The organism is Streptosporangium sp. DT93 (genome assembly GCF_049844535.1).
GTDB lineage: Bacteria > Actinomycetota > Actinomycetes > Streptosporangiales > Streptosporangiaceae > Streptosporangium.
In genome coordinates, this window is sequence record NZ_JBNCLF010000001.1 from 731204 (window position 1) to 748527 (window position 17324).

The following is a 17324-nucleotide window of genomic DNA, read 5'->3' on the forward strand; positions in this document are numbered from 1 at the left end:
TGGAGACCGAAAGCGTCGACGGACGTTTAGGTTTGGGATGGTTAATTGAGCCTTGGGGAGGTTCAAGTGGAATTACGGCTTTTGGGTCCGGTCGAGGTGCTGAACGGCGGGCGGCAGGTTCCTCTGGGGGGAGGCAAGCCGCGGGTTCTGCTCGCCACCCTGCTTCTGGCCTCCGGCCGGGTGGTCACCGTCGAACGGCTGATGGAGGCGATCTGGCAGGACAGGCCGCCGCAGAGCGCGCGGGGGGTCCTGCAGACCTATGTCGCCTCGCTGCGCCGGGCGTTCACCGACGCCGGCCTGCCGGAGGTCATCGTCTCGCACCGGGTGGGCTACTCCGCCGAGATCCCGCCGGACAGCCTGGACAAGACCGTCTTCGAGCGGCTCACCGGCCAGGGGCGGCAGGCGGCGCGCGACGGAAGCCACCCGGAGGCGGCGGACCTGTTCCGGACGGCCCTGGCGCTGTGGCGGGGCCCGGCCCTGAGCGGGATCGGCGACACCCACCTGCGCGCGGAGGCGGCCAGGCTGGAGGAACTGCGGCTGACGGCGATCGAGGAGCGGGTCGCGGCCGACCTGGCGGCGGGCCGGGAGGACGGCCTGATCGACGAGCTCAACGAACTCGTCGCGACGCATCCGGTGCGCGAGCGGCTGCGCCGCGACCTCATGGTGGCGCTCTACCGGATCGGCCGGCAGGCGGACGCGCTCGACGTCTACCGGCACGGCAGACGGGTGCTGAACGAGGAACTGGGCATCGAGCCCGGGCCGGAGTTGCGGCAGGCGCACGAATCCGTCCTGCGTTCCGATCCCGCGCTGCTGGGCGCGGCGAAGGCCGCCCCGCCCCGGCAGCTGCCCTCCCCGCCGTCCGACTTCACCGCGCGCGAGGAGGAGATCGAGGAGTTACGCGACCGCCTCACCAGGCCGGACGCCATGCCGATCTGTGTGATCTTCGGGCCGGGCGGTGTGGGCAAGTCGACCCTGGCGCTGCGCGCCGCGCACGAGATCGCGCACCTCTACCCCGACGGCCAGCTGCACGTCGAGTTGCGCGGCACCTCGGAGGCGCCCGCCACCCCGCAGGAGCTCCTCGGCCGGCTGCTGCGCGATCTGGAACCGGGGACGTCGCCACCCGACACGCTGGAGGAGCGCGCCGCCCGATACCGCACGCTGCTGGCCGACAAACGCAAGCTCATCATGCTGGAGGACGCCGCCACCGAGCGACAGGTCCGGCCGCTGCTGCCCGGCGCCCCTGGCTGCGGGGCCGTCGTCACCTCCCGCAACCGCCTGGCCGGTCTGGCCGGCGCGACCGTGCTCGACCTGGGCCTGTTGCCCGACCAGGCCGCCCTGCGCTTCCTCGGGCAGGTCGCCGGCACGGAGCGCATCGCCTCGGATCCAGAAGCCGCGGAGCGCATCGTACGACAGTGCGGTGGTCTGCCCCTCGCGCTGCGGATCGCCGGGGCGAGGCTGGCCTCGCGCCGTCAATGGTCGGTGGCCCGGCTGGCCGACCGGCTCGCCGACGAGCAGCGCAGGCTGGACGAGCTGGCCGTCGGGGACCAGGAGGTACGGGCCGGCATCGCCCTCAGCTACGCCCTGCTGCCCTCCGAGGCCAGGACGGCGCTGCGCCGCCTGGGCCTGCTGGGCCTGCCGTACTTCCCGGTGTGGGTGGTGGCGGCGGCCATGGGCACCGGCCTGGACGAGGCGGAGCGGGTGCTGGATCACCTGGTGGACACCTCCCTGGCGAACGTGACAGACACCGACGCGACCGGCCGGGCCCGCTACCGGCTGCACGACCTGGTCCGGCTGTTCGCCCGGGAACGGGCGTATACAGAGGAATCAGAGCCCCAGCGCGTCGCGGTGGTGCGCAGGGTGCTCGGCGGGTGGCTGTGGCTGGTCGAACAGCTCAGCGAGGCCGTACCCACCGGCGCGATCCCGATGCGCGCGGCCCTCGGCCTGGCGCGGCCGGTGGATCCGGAGGTGGCGCGCACGGCGCTCGCCGACCCGCACGGCTGGTTCCGCGGCGAGGAGGAGGCGCTGATCCTCGCGGTGGAGCTGGCGGCGGCGATGGACCTCGACGACATCGCCGTGCAACTGGCCTCCGCGCTGTCCTCGGTGGCCTTCGAGGGCAGCCAGTACGTCTTCGACAACCCGTTCGCGGCCTGGCACCGCACGCACGAGGCCGCGCTGGCGGTGGCGCGGCGGACGGACAACGCCCTGGGCGAGGCGACCCTGCTCGCCGGCCTCGGCCACCTGTACTACGAGCGCGACCACTACGCCGAGTCCCGCGAGTATCTCAGCCAGGCCCTCTCCCTGTTCCGCACCACGGGCGACGCCCGGGGCGAGGCCGCCACGCTCGCCGCCCTCGGCGCCGCCTGCCGCGAACAGGGCTACCTGCCCGAGGCGCTGCACTTCCTGGACCGGGCGAGCCGGCAGTGGAGCGGCCTCGCCGACCCCTCGGCACTGGCACACGTCAAACGGCTGTCCGGCAGCGTGCACCTGGAGCGCGGGGACTACCCGGCGACCTGGGACGACCTCACCGCCGCCCTGTCCCTGTACCGGGAGGCGGGCAACCGCCGCGGTGAGGGCCTGACCTTGCGGAGCATGTCCCTGTACCACCGTGCCCGGGGCGAGCTGGAGCGGTCGGAGAGACTGTGCGAGGAGGCGTTGCCGATCTTCCGTGAGCTGGGCGACCGGCTGATGGAGGCGTACTGCATGCGTTCCCTGGCCAAGACCTGGATGCGGCTCGGCCGGTTCGACCCGGCGCGCCGGACCGTGGAGGAGGCACTCGCCACGACCCGTACCCTCAACGACCGCTGGGGCGAGGCGTGCACCCTGCGCACGCTCGGCGAGCTCGACCTGGCCGAGGGGCGGCTCTACCAGGCCAGGAGCCGCCTGGAGGAGTCGCTGGCCCTGTGGGAGACGCTGCGCGCCACCCTGTTCCGGGCCCGTACCCTGCGCGACCTGGCCCAGGTGTACGACGCGCTCGGCGACGACGTCTCCGCCGGGACCGCCCTGGCCGAGGCGGTGGAGATCTTCCGGTTGCACGAGGCCCGCGAGTCGCACGAGCTCGTCGGCTGAGGGCCTCGCGGGGGTGATTACAGCGTTCTTGAAGTGTCGTGGTGCATCATCTGCGTCGGCGTCCCATGCGGAGCGCCGTTGAAGGTGAGACATCATGGAGGCTTGCATGCGGGAGATCGTGCTTCTGTCGGATCCCCGGATCGCCGAGGTGCCGGTGAGGGAGTGCGGCGAGCCGTTGACGGACCTCCGCACCGTGGAGGCCATCCGGATCGACGGGCACCTCGCCGACCCCGAGGGCGCGTACGCGCACGTGCGGTTGAGCGTGGCCGACCGCCTGATCGCCGCACAGACCCGGTTGCCCCGCAGGCTGCGCCTGCTGGTCGTGGAGGGGTTCCGCCCGGCGGCGCTGCAGCACCGCTACTTCGCCGAGTCCGTGGCCGCCCACCGGGAGGCCAACCCCGGCTGGGACGAGCGGCGGGCCCACGTCGAGGCCAGCAGGTACGTCTCCCCGCCCGAGGTGGCCCCGCACGTCACCGGAGGCGCGGTGGACCTGACCCTGTGCACCGTCTCCGGCGTGGAGATCCCGATGGGCACGCGAGTCAACGCCACCCCGCCGGAGAGCGACGAGGCCTGTCACACCGCTTTTCCCGATCTCTCTCCCGAGGCCCGGAGCAACCGCGACATCCTCGGGGCCGCCATGGCGTCCGCCGGGTTCGTCAACTATCCCACCGAGTGGTGGCACTGGTCCTACGGCGACCGCTACTGGGCGTTCACCACGGGTACGCGCCACGCCCGCTACGGCATGAGCGGCGGCCCTGACCACTGAGCGCCTTTCCGGGAGCCACCGGACGGTCGCCCTCCGGTCACCGGTCGACCAGTGGAGGATGCGTTGGCGGCGTAAGCGGAGACGAAGGGACCCCGAGCGATAACGAGGTCCCTTCAGTGATCCTGCCGGTGCAGGCGGTACTCAGGCCGCCCGGCGACTCATGACGGGGTCCGCGACGAGACGAACCGGCATGCACAACGTCTGACCATGCGTCCGGAACAGCGCGTCACGGGAGCTGAAATACCCCAGATCGGACAGGACGTGGCCGGACAGGTCGCACGACGAGCAGGTCACCCCGTCCCAGTCCACGGCGGTACGGGCCACCGCGTCGAAGAGCGTCTCACCACTGGTGTTGGTGAACCCGCCCCCCTCCCGCAACGTACCGAGATCACCGTAGAGCTCGGAGACGGTCACCCACCGGTCGTCGAGCAGGAACTCCGGCCAGGCGAGCACTACCCGACGCGGGATCAACGGCCGCAACCGGGGAAATCGCGGATGCCAGAAACGCCCGTCCACCAGCAGTCCCCTGACCCGGTCGGCGATCCCGCCGGCCCGCCCCGCCGCTTCCAGGACCGCCAGCCGCTGGCTGCACGATCCGCGTCCCAGGAGAAGCGTCCTGGAGACCGGCTGCGTGTCGTTCATGGCGTACACCGGACGCACCCGTGCGGCGATGAGCCGGTGAGCGGTGACCAGAAGACCCCGGTCCGTCCCGGTGTTCTCACTCCGGGCCTCACTCGCCAACCTCAACACCCGGGGGTGCTTCCAGTCCAGGATGGGCGTCACCGCCCGCTCGCCGTCACCCGTTCCCGGGTGGACGGCAACAGCGCGACGACACCGTGACGACGAGAGGACCGGCTCCATTGCGTGATCGTATCCGCCGGAAGAAACAACGGCCCGTCCACCAGTTGGTGGACGGCACGTTGCACTCCTGTGGGCCGGGATCACGCCCCGATCGCCAGCACTTCACGAAACTCGCCGATGGCCGGGCGTTCCTGCTGATCGAGCGGGACGCTGCGCAGCAGCATACGCCCGGTCTCGATGATGTGGTTGCTGCGGTAAGCGGCGGGGAGAGGATCTATCACCGCCGCCGCCTGGCGGACCCCCTCGTCGACGGCACCCTGGACAACCGTGCAGAGCGCCTCATGGAGGGCGACATTGGCCCGGTACTGGTAGTCACCGGTCTGCCTGAGCACGTTCTCCCGGGCTGTCCCCGCCCTGACCTCGTCACCCGCACCCGCGTACACCCAGCTCTGCGCGAAGTAGATCTGGTTTTCCTTCCAGAAACCGAGCGAATCCCCGTGAGCTCCCTTCTCCGTCAGCTCGACAAGGGCATCCAACGTCTCACACGCCTCGGCATGTTTGCCGAGCAGAGAGAGGGCCTTCGCCCGGGTGGTCAGCAAGTCGACGGAAGGGCCGGCGATCTGTTCCGCGTTGCCGACGAGGCGCATGACCGTCTCCGGGGCACGCTGCCCGTAGAGCCCGTGCCCCGCCTCCTCGGAGCGGACCATAAGGCGCACCTCCCGGTCCCCGGAGGCGTCGGCCGCACTCCGGCCGGTACGCCACCAGCGGACGGCGGCCCCGTGGTCTCCCAGGCGGGTCAACGCGTTGGCGTGAATACTAGCCAACATCGCCAGGGTCCGCTGCAGCTCTGTCACCTCGGCGGGAGACGACGCCTCCATCTGCCGCCGTACCGTGAGCAGGTCAACGACGAGATCGGCCGCCACCTGCGCAGGAGGCCGAGTACGAAGCGCGTACAAGTGGTCGGCGGCGGACATCTCCCACTCCTCGCCGCTTCGGAAGTCCTGATCGAGGAACAGGTCGAGGAGTTGGCGAACCGGCTCGCCAGAAACGCCGACCATCCCAATCCCGGCACTGGCGGCGGCAAGCTGCAAAAGTCGTCGGCGTTCCATGTCGTCGTCTCCATCTGGCGCCTTGCGGATGAGACTACCCTCAGACGATTTCGCCAATTCGGTGCCGTCCGATGGATCGGCGAACAGCTCCCCCTCGGCGACGTCGAAGATCTGCGCAAGCAACTGCGGGTAGGGCTCGCTCGGCTGGTGTTGACCGGCCTCCCACGTGCGGACCATGCGGGTCAACGACTCGTGGGTCGGCATGTGTGCCCGCGTGCGACCACTCGCCGTATCGATCAACTGCCTGGCTACGTCCCTCACGGACCATTCATGTGACTGCCGCTCTTCGCGCAACCTGGCAGCCCACCCGGGGAGATCATTCATGCGCGCACCTCAAAGGCACAGGGATACGGGGGGATATCCGCCCCATCCAAAGTATCCCCTGTTGCAAAGCGGTTACGCAGCGTTCTCATGGAAGCTCCATGAAAAGACGGAGCCCGCCACCGGTAGCTGACACCGGGACGGGCCCCTTGATCAGGAAGGCTCTCCTGACCTGTGAACAACCCTAGTGCTCCGGTTCTCGACCGGCCCACCGTGGCCGGTTGCCACTGCTTCGCCGACGTCCCACCCCTGCCGATGGGGTGTGCCGCCTGCGGGCACGCTCCCTACGCGCACGGCTGCCCCGGCCAGGCAGCTGACCACGAGTACCTCCAGCCGTCCGCCGAGCTGGTGGCCCAGCGCCTCGACGTGCGCCACCGGCTCGGTCTCGGCCAGACCCTGCCGACGTTCGAACCCGCCCGCCCGGTCACCACGTGGCCGACGCCCGTACCCGCGCCCCGCCAGGCCGAGCCGACGCCGTCGCGTACCCGGCCCGCCGGACGCACCGACCTCCGGCGGCCGGCGGCGCCCGGCGGCGCCCGCCCGCATCGGCAGGTCGAGACGCGCGCCGACCGCGCGCTCCGCCTGGCCCTCGCCCGCGACCCCCTCACCCGGCGACGAGCCCGCGCCGCGGCCCACGCCCTCCACCCGGCCGGCGCCAGCATCCCGCCCCCGCGCCCCGGGGAGACACTCGACCGGCCACCGCTCACCCTGCCATCCCCACCCTCGTCTCCGCTCTCACCCGAGCAGTGGCATCAGACCCTCCGGCCGGGGCTCGCCGTCGCCCTCGGCCGCAACCACCCCCCGGACACCACCCTGCCCCGACGGTATGAGCTCTCCCGGTGGCAGGAGGTCGCGGCATGAAAGCGGCCCCGCCGCAAGGCGAGACCCCCATAAGCAGGCGCGGCGACGGACTTCCTTCCCATGCGCACGCCGCCGCGCCGTCGACCACCGCCACCACGCAGGAAGCGGCGCACCGCCCCGCCGCCCTACGCCGCGCCGAGGAGCTGGCCGCCGCGCTGGCCCGTCACGACATCCCGACCGACGTCCACGAGCTCGCCTCCGGCCGCGCCGCGATATCGATCTACTACGGACTGATCGCCTACACCGACGGCCAGGAGATCCACTGGACCTCCCCCAAGCCTTCGCGCCGGGGCAGGCCGGCACCCGCCACGGAGACGACGACGGCCGCCGCCGCCGAGCGGCTCGTCCACGACTACCGGATCCTGCGCGCCCGCCCGCTCACCGACGTGCTGGGCTGTGAGCTACCGCTACTGGCCGACGTCCTGATGGCCGACCATGTCGTCCCGCGATGACGCCCTCACGGCCCGAGCCGCCGAGCAACTACAGCGGCACGCGCCGACCTGGCTGGTCATCTGGAGCCCACGCCACCAGCGCTTCGAGGCGTGGGAGTGTACCGACCCGACCCGCTGCCGCATCATCCACGCCGACAGCGCCGGCGAACTGTGGGACCTGATGCAACAGGTGAACCTCGACCTGTGGCGGACCCAGCCCCACGGCGACCGGTCGGTCACACCCCGAGCGGCCGATCATCCAGGTCCGCCACTTCCTGTGGCCCCGGGACTCACCCCACAGCCGGCCTGCCCCAAGGCCGACCACCGCGAGTCTCGAAGCCACCTCACCCTTCACAGGAAGGACCCGGCTGATCGGCCGCACCGGGCCGAAGACGGCTCCCTGAGCAGCGTGGCGGTGCGACGACCACTTGAACCCAGGCAGACATTTTGGCTGAGTCCACCGCCGTCTGCGCCGAGCTGGGCGTGCGCCAGTCCATGGGAGCCGTCGGGTTCAGCGCCGACAACGCCGCCGCGGAGACCTTCAACGCCAGTCTCGAACGCGAGACGCTGCAGGGCGTCAAGCGCTGGTCCTCGACAGGTGAGGCCCGCCTGACCGTCTTCAAATGGATCACCCGCTACAACACCCGCAGGAGGCATTCCGCTCTCGGTTACCTCAGCCCGATCGAATACGAGCAGCAAACCATCGATAAGGTGCTGCTTGCTGCATGATGACCGGTGCCCATACTTCGGGGCGAACCCCCGGCACGCCCTCACCCCCTCCTGGCAACGCTGAGAATCCGGCAAGGTTCGTGTCGTCACCGCTGATCATCCTCTGGTGTTCGCTTCGCCGCTAGCATGGCGGACAACTAGGCAACTGCCGTAGAGTCCTACTTACCGGGTCACTGTAAGTTATGGGTAAGTCGATAGGGTGATTTCATGAGCCGTGAGCAGCCCGGGCGTAAACTGCCTCGCATCGAGAGTTTGCACGTCAAGAACTATCGCGTTTTGCGTGACTTCGCCCTTCACGACATAACACCATTGACGGTTCTTTTGGGTCCAAACGGAAGCGGAAAGTCGACATTATTCGACGTTTTCGCATTTCTTTCTGAATGTTTTGTTGATGGCCTAAGACGTGCCTGGGACAGGCGGGGGCGCGGCAAAGAGTTGCGGTCGCGCGGATCTGATGGCCCTATCGAGATTGAGCTTAAGTACCGTGAGCCAGGCCTTAGTCTTGTTACCTATCATCTAACGATCGACGAGGGACCGCGAGGGCCAATTGTAGTAGCGGAGTCCTTAAAATGGCGCCGCGGCCAGCATGGACGACCTTTCGCGTTTCTAGACTTTCACAATGGCGAAGGCAGTGTTATTTCAGGCGAACTACCAGATGAGCGCGATACCCGGATTACGGAGCGTCTAGAGTCACCCGATCTGCTTGCCGTAAATACTCTCGGCCAGCTTGCAAAGCATCCTCGCGTGAGTGCATTGCGCAGGTTTATCACTGGTTGGTATCTCTCATATATATCAGTTGAGGATAGTAGGGGAATCCCTGAAGCAGGTCCTCAAGAGAGGCTGTCGAAGACAGGGGATAACCTTCCTAATGTTATGCAGTATCTCGGCGAGCAGCACGAGAATAGGCTCGACCAAATACTCAAAGTCCTCGCTACGCGGGTGCCGCATCTCGAAAAAGTCGAGGCTAGACCATTGGATGATGGTCGGCTTTTGCTGCGACTAAAAGACTCCCCATTCAACGATCCGGTTCAGGCCCGATGGGTCTCTGATGGCACGTTGAAGATGCTTGCCTATCTCACAGTGTTGTATGATCCCGAACCACCTGCCTTGATCGGTATCGAAGAGCCCGAAAACCAGCTACACCCAAGACTACTTATCGAGTTGGCCGAGGAGTGCAGGAATGCATCCGGTCGGAGTCAGCTATTCGTGTCAACGCATTCACCTTTTTTTGTTAACGGCGTACGCTCCACTGAACTTCGGATCCTTTATCGAGGGCTTGATGGCTATAGTCAGGCAATACAAGCTTCCGAAATTCCGCAAGTGCATCCCCTAACGGCCAACGGAGCGCTTTTGGGTGATTTGTGGATGGAAGGCTACTTCGGTCTAGGTGGCCCCTCTATTCCGCCGATTAGGTAGGCGATCACGTGCTGGAAATCCTCCTAGAGGAGCCTAGCGCTGAAGTTGCTCTAGACATCCTCATGCCTATTATTCAGCCCGGATTAGTTCGTGGACAAGATTTCGAACTACGCGATTTCCAGGGCAAGTCAAACCTTCTTAAGAAGCTTCCTGATCGCCTGCGTGGTTACGCCTCATGGGCAGAGTCGGCCAACATCAAGTTTTTGATCTTGATAGACCGAGATGACAGCGACTGCGTCGATTTAAAGCAAGAAATATTAGACATAATTACGCTTTCGGGAATGAAGGTCGGCAGCTTAAAAGAGCCGATTTCTGGCGGCTCAGTAGTTGTGCGACTGGCTTGCGAAGAACTCGAATCATGGTTTTTTGGTGACCCTAGTGCGCTCCGCAAGGCTTATCCGAAGCTTCCTTCCGCTTTCGAGACTCGCGCGGGATTGAGAGATCCGGATTCCATCAACGGGGGAACCTGGGAAAGACTAGAAAAACTCCTTCAGAAAGCGGGATATTTTACCAACGGGCTAGCCAAACTTCAGCTCGCAAGGAGCGTTTCCCCCTACATGATTCCAGACGTTAATACTTCGGTGAGCTTTCAGCAGTTCTGTCGAGCTGTTCGTCATCTCACTGCTTGAGATTATCGGTTGAGACTTCAGCCTTATTGAGAAAATTTTCATTCATCTTTTCGGGGGCATTAATATATTGCTCTATTCTTACTGGTCTGTGGTGTTACGTAGCCAGGCGGTAACCCCAGTCTGGGTTACCCGATGAGCCGGGGCTGAGGAACGAAGCCGCGGATCGCCGATCGCCCCCACCCTGCGGAAAGATCAGCCATCGCCAGGCGGTCGTAAGGGATGCATTTGGGCGGCGGTGCGGCTCCGGTGCGGCGGCCGATGGCCAAGTACGGCGGGCGAGCGGTGCGGCGGGCGGCACGTGGTCCTGCTGCCGGCCGAGACCGGCGCCCACGCCGCACGCTCGGGCGGCGAGCCGCGCCGCCGCCTTGATACCTATGAGAACAATTCGGCAAGTCACTCGTTGCGCTGTTGTCCTGTCTCGGTTGATGGTTGACACTCTGGCCTCGCTTGATGCTTGACACCTTGATCGTCTTCTGTGCCTGCTCGTGGCGTTGTCTGCGCTTCGGGGGCCGGAATGGCATTGGTGGAGTTGAGGGGCCACGGTGATTCCGGACAGCCGTCTTATGGGCGTAGTAAGGGGGCACGTCATGACCGGACAGGCACGCATGTCATACGACAGCGAAGGCTTGAAGTACGCCCGCATGCGACATGCCATGATCGGCGGCTTGCCGGAGACGCCCCCGGCCTTCACCCGCGTACGAGATGACTGCTCGCCCTGCCAGGGCCAGAGGGTCATCTCGGCGCCGAATGCGCGGACCGGCACATGAGCGCTTTCCCGCCTGCGGGGCACGTGGTTCGCGACGAGGTCTGTTCCTCGGTGAGGGCGGCGCAGGCGTTGAAGGCAGCGCTGGGGCGATGCGGGATCGGTGCCGACGTCAGCGGCGGTTACGAGCTGGCCGTGGTGTCGGTCTGGAGAGGACTGACCGTCTGGTCCGACGGCCTGACCTTCTGGTGGGCGACAGGGCAACGAGACGCCGAACGTGGACGAGTGCTGTATGCCCGGCACACGGCTCAAGAGCCCGACCAGGCCGCCCAAAAGGTCGCCTTCCGCTACGCCGATCTGCGCAAAAACCGCCCCCTGTCCGCTGAGGCAGTGGAAGTGCATCGTGCCGATCCTGTCTGATGAATGCCTGGCGATCAGCCCACATGTGGTCATGGCTCAACGCGATCACCTGCGCCTGGAGTGGCGGGAGCCGAACGGGGCTCTGGGACGGACACAACCAGAGTCCTGGACGTGTGGATGTCGAGCCACCATCTACGAGCTCCACGCCGGTGCCGGGCAGGGACTCATTCGGCGAACCCTTCGATGCGATGGCGATCATCAGGTTCATGAGACCCGCCCCTGGCGGATCACTGAAGCTCGGGCCGTCTGGTCGGCGCTGCTGGCCGGGCGGGCTCGGTAGACGAGTGTGGTGGTGCGGTGACTGGTAGCGGAGGGCACCGGAGGTCTCGCACCACCACACTCTCGATACCTACTGCGGGGTGTGGAAAGCGACCCGGAACCTGGCGTTGACTCTCGAACAGATCGCCTCACCTCTGGCAGCACGGCCGTACGCCTACGAGCACGCGACCGTCTCGCTATGGTTCGACGCCGGGGTGGCGGCTCCCAACGTGTCCGAGCGGGTGGAGCACGGGGTGAACGTGCTGCTCAAGGCCTACGCCAAGTGCATCGATGGAGGCGCGGAGATCGCCAACCGCGGGATCGGGACGCGTTGGCCGTGTGACTCGCCGTTCAGCGAAGAGCCTCGGAAACACCGGGGCCTTTCTGCTCTATCGAGGTGCGCCTAAGTCACGACAGGTACCCGCCGAACACGTGCTTCATGAGGTCACAGAACGACCTGTAGCGGACCTCGCCCGGATGCCAGGTCGCGAAGTCCCATGCCTCCCATTCGCCGTCCGGCCCGACGACGTGCGGGTTGAGCAGGTACACCTGCCCCTCGATGTACTCGGATATGTAGAGGCTGCCGGACATGGACTCCTGATGGAGATACCACTGATCCTGTGGGTCGTCATCGTCCTCCAACTGATCCCAGGCCCGGGCGAGTCCTGGATCGACATCACGGGTCCAGCCGACTTCGGCCAGGGACATCAGGCGGAGAGACGCATGGCTGTACTCGTCCCAGCCATCGGCGACCTGGAGGAACTCCCGATAGCTCGGCGGCAGACGCATGCCGAGGCGTTCCTCGTGTCGCGCGATCTCGGCCTCCCCGGCACCCGGCGCGCCGAGCCAGGTGGCGAGGCCGAACCCGTCGTCCGGCCCCCCTCGCTTTTCGGGCGGAATATCCCTGTACTCGGCGAAGTACTTCTGAGCCTTGTCGTTCACGGCGCGGAGAAGATCGTCCCAGGGATAGCGGGGGGTGTTGGAGATCACCATGGCGGGGACCCTAACGGTCACGCCCGACAGTCCAGCCGATATAAGGCGCAACCGCCTCACCTGACCAGTCTTGATTCCGCCTTTGGTTTCCCCGTATCAGCTGACCGCCTCACTCCAGCCCTTGTCGAGTCTGGCCAGAAGCAGCTTCGCACCGGGGCGATGCCCACCGCCTCCGGACGGATCATCGGCAACACGGCGAAGTATGTCCGTGGCACCACGGACGCGCCCCACGATTCCTCCGACGAGGCCGACAGCCCCGGCCAACGGGTCCTCGTAGGTCTCGAATCCCGGCTCGGGATGGAAGCATCCCCACCAGTCCAGCAGTGCGTTCAACGCCTCCTGCCGGGGTCGTCCAGGCCGTTCTCCGATCGCCTCCAGAAGCACACTGGTCGCGGGAACGGCGGCCGGACACAGGGTTCCGGCATGGTCGTTCGTGACCGCGTACCGAAGATCGGCCAGCGCGCGAGCGGCCTGCCGAGAATCCGCGGACTGGGCCAGCGCCTCCATCGCCGCTTGGGCGGCTTCCGGGCGGTACCAGGCCGGTCCGGGTATTCGATCCCAGCCCATGGGATCCATGGCCCCCTCCCCAATTCTCGGGACAAAATTCTCGGTTACGACCTGGGGAAACGTCTCAAGATCTATCTAGCGAACACCGTTCAGGGGCCGCTCGCAGCGGCGTACGGCTGCGCGTCCTGGAAACGATCAACGGTGCCTCACCGAGGCGAATTGCCTGGTCAGACGCCGTTCCATAAGGTCGGCGGAGAGCGTGGGATTCGAACCCACGAGACCGGTCACCCGGCCTAGCGGTTTTCAAGACCGCCGCCATCGTCCACTAGGCGAGCTCTCCTGGTGACACGTCCGGAGAACGTGTCAGATTGCACCCTAGTCTCTCATTGGCCCGGGGGTGCCCGGGACCCGGCGGGCGCCTCGCGTCCTTTCGGACATGGGACGGCCGCCGGGTGCGAGCGAAGCTGACGGGTGCGGGTTGAGGCTGCCGGGGACGGGTCAGGGTTGCCGGATGCCGGTCGGAGCTACCGGATGCGGGTCAGGGTTGGGGACCGGCGAAGCCGTCGCCGACCGAGGCGGCCAGGCGGAGGTAGGCGTCGCGGGTGCCGCCCTGGAGCCTCTCCAGGTCGATCTCCGCCCCCTCCTCCAGGTGCGGGTCATAAGGAACGCGGACGACCGCCCGGCAGCGGGCCGCGAAGTGGGCCTCCAGGCGGTCGAGGTCGACGGTCGACTTCGAGCGCGGGCGGACGCTGCACAGCACCACGGTGGCGGAGCGGACGAGCTCCTCGTAGTGGTGGGCCTCCAGCCAGTCGAGGGTCGCCGAGGCGGCGCGGGCACCGTCCACGGACGGGGAGCTGACCAGGACGAGCTGGTCGGCCAGTCCGAGTACCCCTGACATGGCCGAGTGGAGCAGGCCGGTGCCGCAGTCGGTGATGCAGATCGAGTAGAAGTTCTCCAGGACCTGGGAGACCGACTGGTAGTCGGACGCGCTGAACGCCTCCGACACCGACGGGTCACGGTCGGAGGCAAGGATCTCCAGGCGTGACGGGGCCTGCGAGGTGAAGGCCCGGATGTCGACGTACCTCTTGATCTGCTGCCGCTCGTTGAGCAGGTCGCGGACCGTGGCGGAGGTCTCCAGCTCCACCTTGTCCGACAGCGTGCCCCGGTCGGGGTTGGCGTCGACGGCGATGACCCGGTCGCCGCGCACCTGGGCGAGGGTGGCGCCGAGGCCGACCGTGGTGGTGGTCTTGCCGACACCGCCCTTGAGGCTCAGTACGGCGACGCGGTGGTGGCCGGTGGCCACCGGGGTGCGGGCACGGGCGACCAGTTCCCTGCGCCGGCGGACCTCGGGGGACTCGCCCGGCTTGATCAGCCCTGCGGACGCCTTGAAGATCAGCTTTCGCCAGCCTCCGGACGGGCCGTTGCGGCGTCCCCTGAGCAGGGACTCCGGGTCCAGGCTGTCGGCCGACTGCCGGGGACCGGTCCCGCCGGGGGCGTGCTGCCTGGCGGGCGCGCCGAAGGCCGGTGCCGGAGCCGTCTGGCGGCGGCGCGGCTGGTAGGGCTCGGCCTGCTCCCTGGCGGGTGCGAAGGGGTTCTCCCTGCCCGGCGCGGGAGGGGTCTCCCGCTCGGACGCGAAGGGGCCGTCGTCGTCGGGCGTGAACGGCTTCTCGCGCTCGGGGGCGAACGGCTTGCCGCCCTCGGAGGCGAAGGAAGCGTCGCGTTCGAACGCGAAGGGGGTCTCGCGCTCTGGCCCGAACGAGGTATCGCGCTCGGAGGCGAAGGGGGTCTCCCGCTCCGTGGGCGGGACGTTCTCCCGGTCCGCTCCCGCGGGCGCGTCCCGGCCGGGCGCGAAGGACGGGGACGTGGAGAAGGCGGCGAAGGAGGACGTCGCGGAGCCGGTACGCTCCCCGCCGAACGAACCGGAGGAGGAGGGACGCTCCGGCGAGGCCGGGGACTCGGTCCTGTCCGCGTCGAAGGGCTCGGGCGTCCGGAACGCCCCACCGCGCTCGGAGCCACGTTCGGACTCACGTTCGGGACCGCGCTCGGAGCCGCGGTCGGCGTCGGAGGCGGGCACGGGCGGGAGAACCGGTCCCGCGGAGGGCTGGAAGCGCTCGGAGACGGGGCCGGGACGCTCGGACGCCTGCCCGGCGGACTCCCTGGACGCGCCCGTCGCGGATCCGGGGAGCGTCCGCTCGTGCTCGGTGCCGATCGGGGGGAACCGCTCGGCGTCCGGGGCGCCCGCGACGAAGCGGTCCTCCCTGGCGGCGCCGCTCGTGGAACCGCCGCTCCCGGCCGTACCGGAAGCGGACCGGTCACGGTCGGCAGAGCGGTCGGCAGAGCGGTCGGTGGAACGGCCCTGCCGGTCGGACTCGGCGGCCGTGGACGGAGAGTCGCCGTCGGCGGGACGGTCCTGGCCCGCAGGGGCGGATCGCGTACGGTCCGTCTCGGTGCGGCCGAAGGAGAACCGGCCGGTGTCGGCGTCCGCGGAGTCGTTGCCGCCGAAGCCGAACCGCTCGCCCTCGGAGGAGGCCGGCCTGCCCGACTCCGGGTCGAAGGCTCCGCCCGGAGATCCGCCCGGGGACCCGGCAGGGGTGAAGGGCTCGACCTGCTCCGCCGGGCGCCGGGGCTGTTCGAAGAGACCCCGGGACGGCTCCTGGGCCGGCGCCGCGAACGGCGTGCGGAGGTGCGGTTCGGTGAAGTCGGCCGGGGCGGACTCACCGGACTCACCGGGCTCGCCGGACTCCTGGCGCGGCAGCGGCTTGAGCGGGGCGAGGAAGCCGTCGTCCTGACTACCCGGAGCGGAAGCCTGCCCACTCGAAGCAGAAGCCTGCCCGCTCGAAGCGGGAGACTGCCCGCCGGAGGCGGAGGCTCCCCTGCCGGGAGCCGAAGCCTGCCCGCCGGAGTCCGGTGTCCGCCTGCCGGAGGCCGGAGCGGGCACGGTGAAGGAACTCGTCTCGGACGCCTCCAGCCACTCGGCCGCGTCGGCGTCCTCGACCCGCGGCTCGGCCTCGGACGTGACCGGGTGGGCCGAGTCGACGGCCGCGCGGAACAGCGGCGAGGAGGTCGTGTCGGGCTCGGTCGGGACCAGGCTCCAAGGATCCTTGGGGTACGGCGAGACGACGGCGTCGTCCATCGCGGTGGCCGAGGCCCCCAGGGCGGGCGCCTCCTCCTGCTCCTTGATGGCGTCGAGCCAGGCGAGCTGTTCCTCGAGAGATTCCTCACGATCGTGCCTTGCCACCGTGTTCCCCCTCGGGATGGGCATAAAAGGGCAGCAAACACATAGCAGGTTAACGCCCTGTGTTCTCGTCAACGCGAGCAACCACCAAGTTGAAGCTCAGCGGATACCTTTGTTCACATGCGCGCCATCGTGATCGATAAACCCGGCGGACCGGAAGTCCTGACCTGGCGACAGGTCCCCGACCCGGTCACCGGGCCCGGTGACGTCCTGATCGAGGTGGCCGCCTCGGCCGTCAACAGGGCCGACACGCTGCAGAGACAGGGTTTCTACGACCCGCCGCCCGGCGCCTCCCCGTACCCGGGGCTGGAGTGTTCCGGTGTGGTCGGCGAGGTGGGGCGGGACGTCGAGGGGTTCGCGCCGGGTGACCGGGTCTGCGCGCTGCTCAGCGGCGGCGGGTACGCCGAGAGGGTCGCCGTGCCCTGGCAGCAGGTCATGAGGGTGCCCGAGGGCCTCCACCTGGTCGAGGCGGCCGGGCTGCCCGAGGTCGCGTGCACGGTCTGGTCCAACGTCTTCATGACCGCGCGCCTGCGCAAGGGCGAGACCCTGCTGGTGCACGGGGGTGCCAGCGGGATCGGGACCATGGCGGTGCAGCTGGCCAAGGCGTTCGGCTCCCGCGTGGTCGTCACCGCCGGGTCCCCCGAGAAGATCGCCCGCTGCCTGGAGCTCGGGGCCGACGAGGGGATCGACTACCGGCGGGAGGACTTCTCCGAGAAGGTACGGGCCGATGTGATCCTCGACATCATGGGCGGCGCGTACCTCGCGGGCAACGTCACGGCGCTGAACACCGGCGGGCGGCTGGTCGTGATCGGCCTGCAGGGCGGCGCGAAGGGGGAGCTGAACCTGGGCGCCCTGCTGGCGAAGCGGGCCTCGGTGCACGCCACCACCCTGCGTTCCCGGCCGGTCGACGAGAAGGGGGCCATCGTGCGCGGGGTCGTGCGGGATGTCTGGCCGCTGGTCGACGCCGGGGCGATCCGGCCGATCGTGCACGCCCGGGTGCCGATGGGCGAGGCTGCCGAGGCGCACCGGATCCTGGAGTCCGGAGAACACATCGGGAAAATCCTGCTAGTAGGTTGAGG

General features: G+C 68.1%; 13 protein-coding genes, 1 tRNA gene and 1 pseudogene. 9 read left to right on the forward strand and 6 right to left on the reverse strand.

Translation table 11 applies throughout. The features are described from left to right. Positions 1-66 precede the first annotated feature (66 nt). On the forward strand, positions 67-3066 hold the full coding sequence (locus ACLQ2R_RS03590; RefSeq protein WP_425957818.1) for a BTAD domain-containing putative transcriptional regulator: 3000 nt from the start codon (positions 67-69) through the stop codon (positions 3064-3066). A 106-nt stretch (positions 3067-3172) separates the two neighbouring features. After that, the gene (locus ACLQ2R_RS03595) at positions 3173-3832 is read left to right on the forward strand and encodes a M15 family metallopeptidase (RefSeq protein WP_425957819.1); all 660 of its coding nucleotides are present in this window, start codon (positions 3173-3175) and stop codon (positions 3830-3832) included. Between the two features lie 141 nt (positions 3833-3973). On the opposite strand, the gene ACLQ2R_RS03600 is transcribed toward ACLQ2R_RS03595, so the two are convergent. Beyond that, on the reverse strand, positions 3974-4474 hold the full coding sequence (locus ACLQ2R_RS03600; protein WP_425957820.1) for a hypothetical protein: 501 nt from the start codon (positions 4472-4474) through the stop codon (positions 3974-3976). Positions 4475-4773: 299 nt separating this feature from the next. Further along, positions 4774-5946 carry a hypothetical protein gene (locus tag ACLQ2R_RS03605; RefSeq protein WP_425957821.1) on the reverse strand — a complete coding sequence of 391 codons (1173 nt, stop codon included), beginning with the start codon at positions 5944-5946 and terminating at the stop codon, positions 4774-4776. A 291-nt stretch (positions 5947-6237) separates the two neighbouring features. Between ACLQ2R_RS03605 and ACLQ2R_RS03610 the strand changes: the two genes are divergently transcribed. The 6 genes and pseudogenes from ACLQ2R_RS03610 (at position 6238) to ACLQ2R_RS03635 (ending at position 11252) form a co-directional block, all read left to right on the forward strand. Then, entirely contained in the window at positions 6238-6924 is a 687-nt protein-coding gene (locus tag ACLQ2R_RS03610) for a hypothetical protein (protein WP_425957822.1), read from the forward strand. Next, positions 6921-7376 carry a hypothetical protein gene (locus ACLQ2R_RS03615; protein ID WP_425957823.1) on the forward strand — a complete coding sequence of 152 codons (456 nt, stop codon included), beginning with the start codon at positions 6921-6923 and terminating at the stop codon, positions 7374-7376. The genes ACLQ2R_RS03610 and ACLQ2R_RS03615 overlap by 4 nt, the downstream gene beginning before the upstream one ends. A gap of 429 nt (positions 7377-7805) precedes the next feature. After that, a pseudogene (locus ACLQ2R_RS03620) lies at positions 7806-8084 on the forward strand (integrase core domain-containing protein); the annotation flags it as partial. 207 nt (positions 8085-8291) lie between these two features. After that, on the forward strand, positions 8292-9500 hold the full coding sequence (locus ACLQ2R_RS03625) for an AAA family ATPase (protein ID WP_425957824.1): 1209 nt from the start codon (positions 8292-8294) through the stop codon (positions 9498-9500). Positions 9501-9508: 8 nt separating this feature from the next. Further along, positions 9509-10129 carry a DUF4276 family protein gene (locus tag ACLQ2R_RS03630; RefSeq protein ID WP_425957825.1) on the forward strand — a complete coding sequence of 207 codons (621 nt, stop codon included), beginning with the start codon at positions 9509-9511 and terminating at the stop codon, positions 10127-10129. A 763-nt stretch (positions 10130-10892) separates the two neighbouring features. Beyond that, the gene (locus ACLQ2R_RS03635) at positions 10893-11252 is read left to right on the forward strand and encodes a hypothetical protein (RefSeq protein WP_425957826.1); all 360 of its coding nucleotides are present in this window, start codon (positions 10893-10895) and stop codon (positions 11250-11252) included. A 666-nt stretch (positions 11253-11918) separates the two neighbouring features. Here ACLQ2R_RS03635 and ACLQ2R_RS03640 read toward each other — a convergent pair. The 4 genes from ACLQ2R_RS03640 to ACLQ2R_RS03655 form a co-directional block, all read right to left on the reverse strand. Beyond that, positions 11919-12503, reverse strand: coding sequence for an SMI1/KNR4 family protein (locus tag ACLQ2R_RS03640; RefSeq protein ID WP_425957827.1), 585 nt, complete (start codon positions 12501-12503; stop codon positions 11919-11921). Positions 12504-12599: 96 nt separating this feature from the next. Then, positions 12600-13079 carry a hypothetical protein gene (locus ACLQ2R_RS03645; RefSeq protein WP_425957828.1) on the reverse strand — a complete coding sequence of 160 codons (480 nt, stop codon included), beginning with the start codon at positions 13077-13079 and terminating at the stop codon, positions 12600-12602. 182 nt (positions 13080-13261) lie between these two features. Next, a tRNA-Ser gene (locus tag ACLQ2R_RS03650) sits at positions 13262-13350 on the reverse strand. A gap of 198 nt (positions 13351-13548) precedes the next feature. Next, positions 13549-16248 (reverse strand): AAA family ATPase, encoded by a 2700-nt coding sequence (locus tag ACLQ2R_RS03655; protein ID WP_425957829.1) that lies wholly within the window; start codon positions 16246-16248, stop codon positions 13549-13551. Between the two features lie 117 nt (positions 16249-16365). Between ACLQ2R_RS03655 and ACLQ2R_RS03660 the strand changes: the two genes are divergently transcribed. Continuing rightward, a complete protein-coding gene (locus tag ACLQ2R_RS03660; protein ID WP_425957830.1) occupies positions 16366-17322 on the forward strand; it encodes an NAD(P)H-quinone oxidoreductase in 957 nt (318 codons plus the stop codon). The last annotated feature ends 2 nt before the right edge of the window (positions 17323-17324 follow it).

Coding starts and splice junctions, on each gene's coding strand:
- ACLQ2R_RS03595 (WP_425957819.1), top strand. CDS start 3,173: ATGCGGGAGATCGTGCTTCTGTCGGATCCCCGGATCGCCGAGGTGCCG.
- ACLQ2R_RS03600 (WP_425957820.1), bottom strand. CDS start 4,474: ATGAACGACACGCAGCCGGTCTCCAGGACGCTTCTCCTGGGACGCGGA.
- ACLQ2R_RS03605 (WP_425957821.1), bottom strand. CDS start 5,946: ATGCCGACCCACGAGTCGTTGACCCGCATGGTCCGCACGTGGGAGGCC.
- ACLQ2R_RS03615 (WP_425957823.1), top strand. CDS start 6,921: ATGAAAGCGGCCCCGCCGCAAGGCGAGACCCCCATAAGCAGGCGCGGC.
- ACLQ2R_RS03625 (WP_425957824.1), top strand. CDS start 8,292: ATGAGCCGTGAGCAGCCCGGGCGTAAACTGCCTCGCATCGAGAGTTTG.
- ACLQ2R_RS03635 (WP_425957826.1), top strand. CDS start 10,893: ATGAGCGCTTTCCCGCCTGCGGGGCACGTGGTTCGCGACGAGGTCTGT.
- ACLQ2R_RS03640 (WP_425957827.1), bottom strand. CDS start 12,503: ATGGTGATCTCCAACACCCCCCGCTATCCCTGGGACGATCTTCTCCGC.
- ACLQ2R_RS03645 (WP_425957828.1), bottom strand. CDS start 13,079: ATGGATCCCATGGGCTGGGATCGAATACCCGGACCGGCCTGGTACCGC.
- ACLQ2R_RS03660 (WP_425957830.1), top strand. CDS start 16,366: ATGCGCGCCATCGTGATCGATAAACCCGGCGGACCGGAAGTCCTGACC.